This window comes from Geobacter sp. (assembly GCA_009684525.1).
GTDB lineage: Bacteria > Desulfobacterota > Desulfuromonadia > Geobacterales > DSM-12255 > Geoanaerobacter.
Genome location: WKKR01000003.1, coordinates 163285 through 177895 on the forward strand (window position 1 = coordinate 163285; position 14611 = coordinate 177895).

Below are 14611 nucleotides of genomic sequence, written 5' to 3' on the forward strand. Positions count from 1 at the left end.
GGAAGCAAGATGTATGCTAAGGAGCGAGGGGCCGGAAAGCCTTCTACTCTCCGTGTTCTGGCAGCATTTTGCACCTTGTTCAGATAATATCGGCAAAATTGCCTTGAAATTGAGTGGGATATTGGCACGTTGTGTCAATATCCTGACTTCTGGGGTTTCACGACAATACTCGGAAAGTCGAGATCATGAGACAGGAGTAGTTCTTGCCGAGCATGATGATGGAGCTAGCACGAGAAGAGAGCAGCGAACAACTCGATGCCAGGGTTGTTCGTGCCGAGGAGTTCCACCGCCGGGGCCAGTATGCGGAAGCTGCCGCTGCATACCGGCAGATCCTTGCAGATAATCCGACTTTGGCGGAGACAGCGTATAATCTTGGCCTCGCCTGTCGGGAGTTGTTGCAGTTCGAGCAGGCCGAAACAGCATTTCGACATGCACTCCAACTCAAACCCTCTCTGGAGGAAGCGGCACATAACCTCTGTGTCAGCGTGCAGGAGCAAGGCCGAATCAAAGAAGCGCTCGCAATGAGCCTCAAGCTTACGGATCAATTCCCCAAATCTGCCGACCTGCAGTTTGCGCAAAGCCTATTGCAACTGTTGCTCGGCGAAATGCCGGCAGGTTGGCGAGGGTATGAACTCAGGTTTATGACCCACGATCCGGTTCCCTGGCGCCATGCCGATCATCCCTTGTGGGATGGCGGCTCTGCAACTGGGAGCGTCCTGTTTCATGCCGAACAGGGATTTGGCGATACGTTGATGGTCCTCAGGTATCTTCCGCTGGTACGTGCTCGTGGCATAGATGTCCTGCTGGAAGTTCCTGCGATTCTGAGAAACCTTGCCGGCAGAGTCGCGGGGGTGAAGAAATGCTATGCTCGCGGTGAAGAGATACCTCCCTTTGCTGCGCAATTTCCGTTAATGAGCCTTCCGGGGCTGTTCGAAACGACACTTCAGACGATCCCGGCAACCGTTCCGTACATTCTCCCCGACCCCGACGTGACGAACAGGTGGCACATGCGGTTGCCCAGTGATGGGCGGCTGCTGGTGGGTATTGCCTGGAGCGGCCGTCAGGATCAGCCGGTGAACCGCAAAAGGAGCTGCCCCCCGGAGCTGCTGCTCTCCCTGGCCCGGACTCCGGGAGTGGCTCTAGTGAACCTCCAGGTAGACGGTGCTTCGGCAGGCCCTCTGCAACCCTACCTGACAGATTTGACGGCAGATATAAGGGATTTCCACGACTCGGCTGCCCTGATTGCCGGACTCGATCTGGTTGTTACCATCGATTCAGCGATGGCACATCTGGCCGGAGCACTGGGAAAGCCGGTATGGGTGATGCTCCCTTTTGTTCCAGACTGGCGCTGGCTTCTCGACCGTGAAGATTCTCCTTGGTACCCGACCATGCGGCTTTTCCGCCAACAGATGCCTGCCGATTGGCATGGTGTTGTCAGCCGTGTCAGCCGTTATCTGGCTCAATGGGCTGAAGCGCTTCAAAGGGAGAGGTCTGCCCCGCGCTCCGGGGAAATAGTGGTGGAAGTGCCGGGAAATTCAGACGGGCAGGGCGACTCACTGGGACAGGGCAACGCTGCTCTCGATTATTTTCTGCGCCAGGGGGACCTGCTACAACGGCAAGGGTGCCTGGAAGAGGCTGTAGCGGTCTATACTGGGGCGCTTCAGATCGATCCTGCGTGGGGAGAGGTACATCACAACCTGGGTAATGCCTATCTCGAATTACGGCGTTTTGCCGAAGCTCTGGAGCATTACCGGGAAGCGGTACGGCTTCTGGCAGATTTTGCCGAAGGGTATGTGACGATGGCAACTGCCCTGCAGTCTCTCGGTCGCACTCACGAAGCCCTGGCTAGTTGCCAGCGGGCTTTGGCTATCGATCCCGGCAATGCAGAAGCGCACTGGAACCGCGCCTTGCTTCTGCTGCAGCTGGGCCAGTACCCGGAAGGGTGGCAGGAATTCGAATGGCGTTGGCAGAAAAGGCGGTACACGTCGCCGGTTCGCACCTTTGCCCAGCCCCTCTGGAACGGGGAATCGCTTAGAGGCAGAACCATTTTCATCCATGCGGAACAGGCGTTTGGCGATACCATCCAGTTTGCCCGTTATCTGCCAATGGTTGCGGACTGCGGTGGCGAGGTCATCTGCGAGTGCCCGGCTGCTTTGACCTCCCTCATTGCAACGGTGCGGGGAGTGCGGAAGGTCTGCCACGCGGGTTCGGAACCGCCGCCGTTTGACTGTCATCTTCCGCTCCTCAGCCTGCCGCGGATCTTCGGGACTACGGTTGAAAATATCCCTGCAACGGTACCCTATCTCAGGCAGTCAGATGAGAAGATGGCAGAATGGCGCCGGCTGCTGGCTGCATGGCAGGGGATGAAGGTCGGGCTTGCCTGGGCTGGCAGAAACTTTCCCGACCCCGGTCGAACCTGTCCGTTCCACAATCTCGCGCCGCTGTTCGAAATCCCCGGCATTACCTTCATTTCCCTGCAGGTAGATCTGGGGAGGGAGGATGCCCGTGCTGCCGCGGACAGGTTGCCTCTGGTCGATCTTGCCGACAGGATTCACGATTTTGCCGACACGGCTGCACTTATGGCAAACCTCGATCTGGTCATCAGCATTGATACCTCGGTTGCGCATCTTGCCGGTGCACTGGGGATCGTGACCTGGACCCTGCTCCCGCATGCAGCGGACTGGCGGTGGCTGCTGGAGAGGGAAGATTCTCCCTGGTATCCGACCATGCGGCTTTTTCGGCAGCGGTATGCCGGAGAATGGAACGAGGTGATCCGGCGGGTCAAGGATACGTTGCTCGCTTTCGTTGAGAAGAGCCGGAAGTATCCGTCTCCCGCTTCTCCGGAAGCGCAGGGGCTCGAGCATTACAATGCCGGGATTGCGCTCTTTGCTGCCGGAGATTTCAACGGGGCTGCAGCAGCGTTTCGCCTTGCCATCGCCGAGGTGCCGGAATTTGCCGAGGCCTGGCATAATCTGGGCCATTCCTGCCGCCCCTTATCATCAGTGGATGCCGAATATGCCCTGCAGAGGGCAACGAGGCTTGCCCCCCGAGAAGCGGGATTCTGGCATACCCTTGCGGATTTCTATTTTGATCAGGAGCGGTATGGCGAGGCACGGAGGTGCTTTGAGCGGATGCTTGCGCTCCAGCCCGAGAACATCCTCGGACTGAATGGTCTCGGTGCGGTTCTGCATCGCCTGGACATGGCCGACAGGGCAAGATCCTGCTTTGAGCGGGTCATTGCACTTGATCCCGATAATCCCTACGCAAGGAACAATCTTGGCGTGGTATTGCGTGAGCTCGGTGAGGTCGAGTTGTCGCGCTTCTGCTTTGAGCGATTGATCGCTGTGAATGCCGATGATGCCGATGCGCACTGGAATCTTGCCGTCACCTTGCTCCTGCAGGGGGATTTCGAGCGGGGGTGGCGGGAGTACGAATGGCGTTTCCGCAAGAGCAACCCGGTGGAACTTCCTGTGCCCGACGTTCCGCGATGGCACGGCGAGCCACTCCGCGGCAAGACCCTCCTGCTGTTGGCAGAGCAGGGATTCGGCGATACCCTGCAGTTTGCCCGTTTTGCCACCAGATTGGCCCGGCAGGGTTGCAGGGTCGTACTTGAGTGCCAGCGCAAGGAATTGCAGGCGCTCCTTGAAACAGTCCCGGGCGTTGCTGCAGTGATAAGCCGGGGAGAACCGTTACCCCGCTACGATGTCTGGTCGCCACTTTTGAGCATTCCTTGGCTGATCGGCATGGATCGCGCGGAGCTATCGGCTGACGTACCCTATCTAACCCCACCGGATGTGCTTGTAGCGCAGTGGTCGGCGCGGTTGGGGAAGCGGGAAGGGAAACGGATCGGTCTCGTTTGGAGCGGGCGGAAGCGGCCGGACCCCCGCCGTACCTGTCCCGCACAGGAGGTGGCGGCATTTAGCGCGGTTCCGGGAGCCACATTTTTCTCTCTCCAGGTTGAACCTGCGGATGACGATTTGGCACTTCTTAAGAAGTCCATAGGTCTTTTGGACTTCACCAACGAGATCGGGAGCTTTGCAGACACTGCAGCGATGATTGCCAATCTCGACCTGGTCATAACCATAGATACGGCCGTCGCCCACCTGGCAGGCGCAATGGGGCAGCCTGTTTTCCTGATGCTTCCCTATGCCCCTGATTGGCGATGGATGCTCGATTGCTCGGATTCCCCCTGGTATCCGTCCATGCGTCTGTTCCGGCAACGACGCCCTGGTGACTGGGCAGGTCTGTTCGGGGACGTATTGAAGATGCTCATGGTTGGCGGAGAGAGTGACATGCCCGGATGGAAACACCCATGAATGGCCCATGTTTCGATGAACTGTCGGTATGCTATGCCGATGCCCGTCATGCACTCGCTGCAGGGAATCTGGCCGAAGCCGAGAGGTTGCTGGAGAAGGCAATCCGGCTGGACGACACCGTGCCCGAGCTTTACAATGCACTGGGCGTTCTGAGGATGCAGCAGGAAGATCTTGCCGCTGCGGAGATCTACTTCTGCAGAGCCCTTGCACTGGAGCCGGAACAAGGCGATGCCCTGCTGAATCTGAGCAACCTGTTGTTCGCCAGGGACTGTCTTGCCGATGCGATTCAGGTGTGCCAGCGGGCAGTAGCACATCAACCTCACAACGCCAGGGCCTGGCAGAACCTCGGTGTACTTCTGCAGGCAAACAGGTCGTTTGTGGAGTCCGAGGCGTGTTACCGCCGGGCATTGACGTTGCAGCCGGATTATCCTACCGCACTCTGGAACCTGGCCCAGTGGTTACTGCAGCAGGGTCGTTTTGCGGAGGGATGGGAGGCATTCGAATCCCGTTTTTCAAAGACCGACCCTGTTCCGCTTACGCATCAGCATATTCCGCTCTGGGGCGGGGATGAACCGGCTGGCGCAACGGTCCTGGTCCATGCAGAGCAAGGATATGGGAGTACCATCCAGTTTGTCCGCTATCTCCCTTTGTTGACAGATCGGGGATATCGGGTGCTGTTTGAATGCCAGGATGAAAGCATCCTGCCGTTATTTGCGTCCCTCCCCGGAGTGGAGCAAACCTTCACCCGTCTTTCCCCGGCCATGCGGGTGGATTGCCATATCCCGCTGATGAGTCTTCCGCGAGTCTTCTGCACAGACCTGGAAAATCTGCCACACCAGGTTCCCTATCTCACGTGCGATCCTGCACTCAGGGCATCCTGGCAAGAACGGCTGGGGGAGCATGATCGTCTGCGGGTGGGCCTCTGCTGGGCCGGAAGGTCAAAGCCAGATCCGCGCAGATCATGCCCGTTAAGTGTACTTACCCCTTTGGCCGGGATTGCCGGTATTCGTTTCATATCCTTGCAGGTCGATAGAAGCATGACGCACCTCATGGAGGGGCTTGACCGATTCCCAATGGAAGACATGACTCCATTGATGAAGGATTTTGCGGATACGGCTGCCCTTATTTCATGTCTCGATCTGGTTATTTCCGTTGATACGGTGGTCGCACATCTTGCCGGGGCTTTGGGTGTCCCCACGTGGACCATGCTCCCCTATTCCGCGGACTGGCGCTGGTTGCTGAACAGGTCGGATTCCCCCTGGTACCCGAGCATGCGGCTCTTTCGCCAGGAGCAGCCAGGGGGGTGGGGGCAGATTGCTGAAGAGATCAGGACGGCATTGCTCTGTCTGGTGCAGGGGTGCTTTGCTGAAAAGGCCCGCTCGACGGCCACGAAACTGGCGGGAAACCTGCTTGAGATGGCAAACGGATGGGCAAGTGCGCAGCAATATCCGCAGGCCGTGACCTGTTACCGCAAGATAACGTCCATAGAGACCTCCATTGATCCTTCTTTACGCAGCACCGCGCATCACAACCTGGGGGTCGTCTTCATTGAACAACGGCGTTTCGTGGAGGCCGAGGAGCAGTTTGTCGCGGCTTTGGCAGTCGAACCTGATTCGTCCCGCAATCATAATGCCCTCGGCATTGCCCTGATGAAACAGGATCGTTTCGCAGAAGCTGTGCACAGCTTTACCCACGCCCTTGCATGCGAACCCGCCAACCTTCATGCCATGAACAATCTGGGAACAATCTACAAGTTTCAAGGACAAGGGGAATTGGCCATCGGGTGCTTTCAGCGCATTCTCGCGATAGATCCTTCCTATGCCGATGCAGAATGGAACCTGTCCCTGGCCTATCTGCTGCTGGGGAATTATCGAAAGGGGTGGTCCCACTACGATGCCCGCTGGACAAAGGCAACGAGCCCGGTGGAGAAGAGGGTATTTGCCGGGCATCAGTGGGATGGGCACATGGTTCCTGACGATACGATTCTGCTGTATGCCGAACAGGGCTTTGGCGATACCCTTCAGTTTATCCGGTTTGTCCCCGAAGTAGCCAGTCGCTGCAGGCGGGTAGTGGTGGAATGCCAGACCCTGCAGATCCGTTCGATGCTGCAGCGTGTTGAAGGTGTTGCCGAGGTGGTTGTAAGGGGAGATGTGCTGGGTGAGGACTACCAGTGGTATGCCTCGTTGCTGGATATTGCGGGAATTATTGACATTACCCTGGAGAAGCTTCCGTACCGCGAGCGTTATCTCGTTCCCGATGTAGACAAGGTTGCGACCCGGTATGCGGAGCTTCGGGGGTATGACGGCATGAAAATAGGTCTTGCATGGGCCGGCCGCCCGGAACACGAAAACGACCGGCGACGTTCGTGCTCGCTGTCCCAGCTTGCCCCGCTTTTGAACACTCCCGGAGTGGTCTTCTTCCCCATTCAGTTTGGAAACGCTGTCCGGGAAATGGAGGCCCTGGCAGGCAACTACCAGTTCGTGGATGTGACCTCCAGTATTGCCGATTTCGACGATACTGCCGCACTGTTGGCCAATCTGGATCTCGTCATTACGGTGGATACCTCATTGGCACATCTTGCGGGGGGGATGGGGGTGCCGACCTGGGTGCTTATTCCCTTTGTCCCCGACTGGCGCTGGTTGCTCGGTCGGCAGGATTCTCCTTGGTACCCTGTCATGCGGCTCTTTCGACAATCCGAGCCCGGCGATTGGGACGGTGTTGCCCGGCAGATTGCCGGAGAACTGGGGAAGGTCCTTTCCTTGAAGGAGAAGCCATGCGGGTAGCCATGCCTCTCGGGCAGTATCACGGGTGGGGTACTGTCAGTTGCTGAGATCGTATCGCTTCTTGAGCAGGCCTACCAGGACAGACAGTCAGTTCGTCGCAAGGAACGACAGGCGGCTCAGGATATGGCGAAACTTGCATGGCCCGCTGCAGCGCGTCAGTTTCACCGGACCGGCCTCAAACTGCTTGATCGGGAGTGATGAGATTTCGTCCGCTGTCCTGGCTGCACCAGCGGCGCCACATGGTGCGGTAAGCCTGTTCCAGGTTACGGGTGAACGTGGCTGCATCGAGAAGTGTCGAGTTGAGCATCATATTTCTGAGGTCCCGGCGGTACCGGGCAAGTCGTTCCCTGTTTTTGGCAAGTTGCACGGCGAGTTCCAGATATTCGTTTTCCGTCTGCGCTACGAGTTCGGAGAGTCCGACACTGCGGAGGATGCTGGCACCTACCCGTGAAACATGTGTGCTGCCGGAAAGGGTGACAACCGGAACGCCCATCCAGAGCGCTTCGCAGGTGGTGGTGGTGCCGTTGTACGGGAAAGTATCAAGGGCAATATCGGTCTGGCTGAGCATGGTCAGGTGGCTCAAGACATTGGGGGTGCGGCCCAAAAGAATCACCCTCTCATCCGGGATGCCGCAGGCGCGGAATACGCTTCTGATTTCTTCTCGGATGCTCTCGTCTTCGAGGCCAAAGGCCTTGATGAGAAGGGTTGCATCTGCGACCTGCAGGAGGATGTTCGCCCAGACAGCCATCATCTCGGGCGAGACCTTGGCGAGATTGTTAAAAGAAGAAAATGTCAGCGGTCTGGCAGTGAGGTGCTCCCGCTCAGCAACGGCAGGGGCATTTGCCGGAGGGCGGAAGCAGAGAAAGGCCCCTGGCAGGCGCACCAGTTCTTCACTGTGGTGTCGTTCGGTCATGCCGACCGGATCTGCAACGACATCCGAAAAGCGGTAGTCAATGGCAGCTACCCCCGTGGTGTCGGGATATCCCAGCCAGGTAACTTGCAACGGGGCTGGTTTTAAGGTGAAAAGCGGGAGTCGGTTCTGGCAGGTATGTCCTGCCAGGTCCACGAGGATGTCGATACCGTCATTTTTGATGAGTTCTGCGCACTCTGCGTCGGTCAGGGAAGAGATATCCCGCCAGACTATGGGAAGGAGCTGCAATTGCGCGGTGATACTGTCGGGTCGCGACACATTGGCATAACAGAAAATCTTATGGGATGCCTGATCGTGGGAGGCAAGTATCGGTTCGATGAAAAAGGCCACGGGATGTGCGCAGAAATCGGGAGAAACGTAGCCGACCTGCAGGGGGCGTTGCGGCTCATCCGCCTTTGCGGGGATGGGAGTGCGGAAATGGCTGGAGGCAAAGAGCCGGGCCCATTGCCGATGCTCCTCCGCGATCTCGTCCGCACTGTAACGGTTCGTGTAGTGCATGGCCAGCAGGATATTGTCGTATAAACGCCGCCCGGACACGCTATCGTCCGCCAGAGTCATAGCCTTTCTGAAGCACTGGACTGCTTCCAGGGCTTTCCCGGTCTTATACGAGGCGATTCCTTTAATGGTCAGGAGTTCGGTCTGGTCCGGCGCCAACATGAGGGCTCTGTTGCAGTACGCAAGTGCTTTGCCGTAAAGACCGAGTTCTGTAAGGGCTGAGCTGATGCTGCTCAATAGCTTTATGTCGTCGGGATAGGCTTTTAGCCCCTGTTCATAGGTCTCAACAGCAGCTGCAAAGTCCACCTGCTGAGCCTGGAGCAGTCCGAGATTGGTGTAGCTCGCAAGATGGCGGGGATTGAGTTGCAGGGCCTTTTTGTAGCAGTGGATCGCTTCCGTGACGGATTGCTGGTCCTGTCTGACCAATCCCATGTTGTACCATGGGAGATAATAATCGGGATTCAGGGCAATGGCCGCTGCAAATGCCTCTAATGCTTCGGATAATCGTCCTGATTCGCGCAAAAGCAGACCCCGGTTGTTTTGAAAGAGCGGGATGCCGGGATAGAGTTCGCACCCGCGCGAAAAGAAATAGAGTGCAGCCTCGGTCTCACCGAGAGCATGGTAGGCGTTTCCCAGGAGTTGCAGTCCTTCGCGGTTGACCTGGTCGCGTGTCAAAAGCAGATGGGCTGCAGAGGCTGCTTCGGCGAAGCGACCCTTTTCCAGAAGCTGAGTTGACCGGAGGATGAGATTTTCGATCTGTTCTTCCTGCATGTGTGAGCCTGATAGATGGAGTAGGAAAGTATTGTATGTATGCGACGGATGCAAATACAAGCGGTTTTTGCCAGAGAGTGCTATGAGTAACGGACAGCCGTTCATGGACGAAAATGAAATCCAGGCAATTGCCTGTTGTCTAACTCTCTTCGACCGCCCTGTCAAAGTTCTTGAATGGGGCAGCGGTGAAAGCACCGGCTATTTCAGCAGACTTCTCGGCCCAGGCAGTGCCTGGCTCGCGGTGGAGCATCAGTACGAATGGTTTCGGCATGTTCAGGCTTCAATATCCGGTCTGAATGGCTGTTCGGTTGCAGTGGTGCATGTCCCGCCTAGCAGGGAATATGTCGAAGGGGGGGATGATGGCGACGTTGCAACCTTTTCTGCATATATCCAGGCACCTCAGCGCTTTCATGAATCCTATGAATTCATTCTTGTTGACGGCAGGGCACGGGTCGCCTGTCTGGCAAAAGGGTGGGAGATGCTCGACCCGCAAGGGTTCATGATCCTGCACGATGCCCAGCGTCCCGAATATGCACGGGGCATTCCTTGCGGTGGCTATATACTCAGGATCACGAACAGCAACAAGTCGCTGGAAAACCGAAATATCGAGACCTTGTTCATTGCAAAGAGCCGGGAGCGGATCACCTCTCTGGCAAGAAAACTGTCCAGAGTGCTCACTTCTTCCATAGATGTCGAGATGAGTGCCCTCCAACAACCCATCCAGGGTTCATCAGCCCAGAATCCGCGTTCCCGACGATGCGTCTTTCTGAATACCTATTATCCCGCATTTGTAGATGCCTTTTATCGGTCGAATCCCTCTGTGGCGGGGTTCTCATATGCTGATCAACTGACGGCCCTCTATCAGACCCTGTTCGGAGACAGCGATTTTTATTCCCACGGCCTGAGGGCGGCTGGCTGGGATGCTGCTGATCTCATCCTCAATTGCAGTTCGCTTCAGCAGGCGTGGGCTCGGGAAAACAGCTTTCACGGCTCATTGGAGGAGATTGCCGTAGAGCAGGTCAGACGGGCCAAACCCGATGCGGTCTATCTTCAGGATATGCACTCGGCCAGTCGGGACTTCATTGCTGCGATCAGACCCCATACGCGTTTGATCGTCGGGCAGATCGCATCGCTTGCCAGTCCTCGGATCCCGTTCGATCACTATGACATGATTTTCAGTTCCTTTCCCCATTATGTCGAGTTGTTTCGCAGATATGGCATGACGGCCTACTATCAGCCTCTTGCCTTTGATCCTCGGATTATTGCGGTCATCCCTGCTCTCCCTTACGGAATGCGTCCCGTCGAATGTTCTTTTGTCGGGGGGATATCCCCGCTGCACGCAGGCGCAAACGAGCTGTTCGACCACCTGGCGCGACATGTCCCGATCCGTTTCTGGGGGTACGGTGCTCATTCCCTTCCGGAAGATTCGCCGGTGAGGGAGAAGCACCAAGGGGAGGCATGGGGGAAAGAGATGTTGTATCTCCTGGCCGCATCCAGGGTTACCATCAACCGCCATGTGGATGCTGCGGAGCAGTATGCCAACAATATGCGACTGTTCGAAGCCACCGGATCGGGAGCGCTTCTCATAACAGACTACAAGTACAATCTGGGAGATCTGTTCGATATTGGGGAAGAGGTTGTCGCTTACCGCTCCCCGGATGAATGTGCCGCCTTGGTGTCATATTACCTGGCTCATCCCGAAGAGGCTGCCCGCATTGCCCGCGCGGGGCAGGCAAGAACCTTGAAAGAGCATAGTTACCAGGCAAGGATGGCACAAACTGCCGAGATTCTTGAGCGCCATCTGAGCTACAGGGAAGAGCGGTACCGTTTCAGCACCGTGGATCTGAGCGGGATGAACACCGGTCATACCGTCATTGAGCCTGCAGAGATTACTCCAGCCATGACACATGCCTGGCAGCATGGAGATATTCCGGTTCAGCAGCGCGCATTGGTGCAGAAGCAACTCGAAGAGATGTATGCCGGGTCATCTGCTGCCCCATTCAGGATTCTAGCTCAGGCTCTCAAAGCAATTCTCTCCCCTGGGGGTTCCGTCCTCGAAGTCGGCTGTGCGAGCGGCTACTATTACGAAATCCTCGAGTATCTGCTCAATGCTCGTTTTCGGTACTTGGGCGTTGACTATTCGGAACCGATGATTGCCATGGCTTATCAGTACTATCCGAGGACACCGTTTGTGGTCTCTGATGGTGCCGCCCTCCCATTTACCCGCGATAGCTTCGATTGCGTCATCACGTCGAGCGTGTTACTGCATGTGCCAAACTATCAGGAGCACATCGCTGAAGCGGTTCGCGTGGCACGTGAATACGTTGTTGCACACCGAACCCCTGTCTGTCGGCAGCGAACGACGCACTATCTGAAAAAGCAGGCATATGGAGTGGAAACAGTAGAGTTGATTTTCAACGAGAAACAGATTCTCGCCGAATTTCAGACACAAGGTCTGCTACTGGTAGATGTCTTTGAGATCAATTCTTCACCAGAAAACGACAGCTACGAAATGACTTATCTGTTTGTCCGGCATAAAGATGAGCCGACAGACCGAATACAGTTATTGAACTAACCATGCGACGATATTATTGCACGTTTTTCGATAGGAATTATCTCATAAGGGGGCTTGCGCTCATTGATTCCCTGAGGCGACATGAACGGCAACCTCATACCGTTTTTGTCATTTGTCTGGACGAACTGACACGCATAGTACTCACCCGGCTCGCACTCCCACAGATTGTCATCATTCCTCTTCACCGGGTGGAAGCTCGAAATGCAACTCTGCTGGCAGCCAAATATAATCGTTCGCACATGGAATACTGCTGGACTTTGACTTCATCCATCATCTCCTGGCTTTTGGATGCATATCCTGGGGCTGAGCTTCTTACCTACCTGGATGCAGACCTCTACTTTTTCTCATCAACTGAACCTTTGTACCTGGAATTGGGCGGGGATTCAGTTCTTATCCACGAGCACCGCTACTCTGCTCGAATGCGGGATTATTTGGCTTCTCAGTGCGGCGTGTCGGATGCGGATGAAAGTTATGGTGCCTATAATGTCGGGTTGCTCTGTTTTCGCAATGACCGGAACGGCAGGTATGTGGCACGTTGGTGGCGGGATCGATGTCTTGAATGGTGTTATCAGCATCTGGAGCCGGGCAAATATGGAGACCAGCGATATTTGAATGACTGGCGCGAGATGTTTCCCGGAGTGCATGTGCTCGACAGCATAGGTGGAGGCGTTGCCCCGTGGAATATCGACTCTTACGCCCTTTCGACTTCATCAGGTGTTGCTTCAGTCGATGGGGTGCCAATCATCTTCTACCATTTCCACAGTTTAAAGATATTTCCTCACGGCATCGTGGTGCCTGTCTGGTATCCACAATACAATCCCGTTTCGCCGAGTCTGTTGAGCTGTTGCGTCCTCCCATATGTAAAAGACTTGTTCCGCATGTATGAATTGGTACGGCCATTCCTCCCCGGCTATCAATGGGGAATGGTAGATGATGCTGCGCTTCCCCGAGGGAAAACCCTCGTATGCTCCATGGAAACGTTGCTGTGCTTGAAGCAGATGCTTGATTCTGAAGGTCGACAGTATTATGAAACAATCCTTGATGAACCTTCGTTGGGGGCAATTGTCTGCCAAGAGTAGTAACCATGCCGGCTTATTTTTTTTGTTAAAGTTTTATTGTAAGGCACCGATACCTGACATATAGAACGGCAAGAATGCCGTCATTATCCCCAGAAAGGAGAAGTAACATGGCACTCAACGACATCTCATTGACTTCAGGCATGAGGAACAACCTGCTTTCCCTGCAAGACACAAGCACCCTCATCAACAGGACCCAAAACCGTCTCTCCACCGGCAAGCGCGTCAACACTCCACTTGATAACCCCACCAACTATTTTGCGGCTCAGGGGCACGTGCAGCGTGCAACTGACCTCTCGACCCGCAAGGATGGTATGTCTGAGGCTATTCAGATGGTTAAGGCTGCTGATGCTGGTATCAAAGGGATCACGGCTCTGATCGAGTCCGCAAAAGGTGTTGCTCAGGCAGCTCTTGCAACAAGCAGCTTTACCGACCGTTCGGCGTACGCTACCACGTACAACACACTTCTGACCCAGATCACCCAGCTTGCCAGCGACTCCGGCTATCGTGGTACCAACTTCCTCACCGCAGGGACTCAGACCGTAGAATTCGGTCAGACAACCGGTGCTGCAACGTTGGGGATCACCGGATTTACCGCTACTGCTACTGGCCTCACACTGACAACAGCCGACACCGCTGTTGGTGGCACTGCAACGAACTCCTGGGGCACTTCGACCATAGCTACCGGTAACACCGCCATTCAGTGTTCTTCCGGTCAGCTTGAGTCTGCTCTCAGCGAGATCCGTCGCCAGTCTTCGAGCCTTTCCTCCAACCTGAGCGTCGTAACTTCCCGTCAGGACTTCACGAACCAGATGATCAACACCCTGACCAACGGTTCCGACAACCTCACCTTGGCAGACATGAACGAAGAAGGTGCCAACATGCTGATGCTGCAGACTCGTCAGAACCTTGGCATCACTTCACTCAGTATGGCATCCCAGGCGGCTCAGGCGGTTCTCCAACTCTTCTAATCCTCCTGACCTAGTTGACGTGAAGCGGGGAGAAGGCAGAGTCCTTCTCCCCTTTTTTCGATAAGGGGGTGTGCTATGTCAACGGTCGACCCTATCCAATCTGCACAGACAGCACAGATGGTGCAGGACTTGGCGCACAAGAAATTGGCTGGAACGGGACAATCTTCGCCTCAAGAAATGAAGCAGCCGGGGCAGGATTCCGTTACTGTGGCGGTTCCAGCAAGTACAAAATCACTTGAAAGACTTGAGTCTGTCACCAATGAACTGAATCAGGTCGCAAAGCAAGTGAGGGCTACTGACTCGGCCTTACAGGAAAGGCACTCGTTAATTTCGCAGATGAAAGTGGAACTGAACAAGATTGTAAAAAATTACCCGCCATTCCTTATGGATAGTGACGAGCGAAAAGAAATTCTTATGAGTTATCGCTCGTTGAGACAGTTTATCGAGAAGCTGATTGTTCCTCCTCCTCCAGATCCGATATATAAGCAGGAAAAACATCTCTGGGACAAGTTGACCACGCAGGATGCGACAACTGCAGATACTCCGGACCTCACTCTAACTGCTTCGGACGGACAAGTGGCTTCGGCGTTGGAAAGCCTCGGAGCTGATCAGGCGGCAGTGGAAAATGGCCGTGAGGCCCTTGCTAAAACCAGCCAGCTGTGATAATAGTTTAACTCCTCAACATGTCAGTAG

General features: G+C 55.5%; 6 protein-coding genes and 1 pseudogene. 6 read left to right on the plus strand and 1 reads right to left on the minus strand.

Annotation, left to right across the window (positions count from 1 at the left end):
• Positions 1-212: 212 nt before the first annotated feature.
• Positions 213-4316 (plus strand): tetratricopeptide repeat protein, encoded by a 4104-nt coding sequence (locus GJT30_11775; protein ID MSM40288.1) that lies wholly within the window; start codon positions 213-215, stop codon positions 4314-4316.
• Complete coding sequence (locus GJT30_11780) at positions 4301-7099, plus strand: tetratricopeptide repeat protein (protein MSM40289.1); 2799 nt, start codon at positions 4301-4303, stop codon at positions 7097-7099. The genes GJT30_11775 and GJT30_11780 overlap by 16 nt, the downstream gene beginning before the upstream one ends.
• Before the next feature lie 175 nt (positions 7100-7274).
• On the opposite strand, the gene GJT30_11785 is transcribed toward GJT30_11780, so the two are convergent.
• Positions 7275-9401 (minus strand): tetratricopeptide repeat protein, encoded by a 2127-nt coding sequence (locus GJT30_11785; GenBank protein ID MSM40290.1) that lies wholly within the window; start codon positions 9399-9401, stop codon positions 7275-7277.
• Positions 9402-9993: 592 nt separating this feature from the next.
• Between GJT30_11785 and GJT30_11790 the strand changes: the two are divergent.
• From GJT30_11790 to GJT30_11805, 4 genes and pseudogenes are all read left to right on the plus strand, one after another.
• Positions 9994-11100, plus strand: a pseudogene (locus tag GJT30_11790) (glycosyltransferase).
• 773 nt (positions 11101-11873) lie between these two features.
• Positions 11874-12950 carry a hypothetical protein gene (locus tag GJT30_11795; GenBank protein MSM40291.1) on the plus strand — a complete coding sequence of 359 codons (1077 nt, stop codon included), beginning with the start codon at positions 11874-11876 and terminating at the stop codon, positions 12948-12950.
• A 107-nt stretch (positions 12951-13057) separates the two neighbouring features.
• Positions 13058-13918, plus strand: coding sequence for a flagellin (locus tag GJT30_11800; protein MSM40292.1), 861 nt, complete (start codon positions 13058-13060; stop codon positions 13916-13918).
• A 75-nt stretch (positions 13919-13993) separates the two neighbouring features.
• Positions 13994-14581 (plus strand): hypothetical protein, encoded by a 588-nt coding sequence (locus tag GJT30_11805; GenBank protein MSM40293.1) that lies wholly within the window; start codon positions 13994-13996, stop codon positions 14579-14581.
• The last annotated feature ends 30 nt before the right edge of the window (positions 14582-14611 follow it).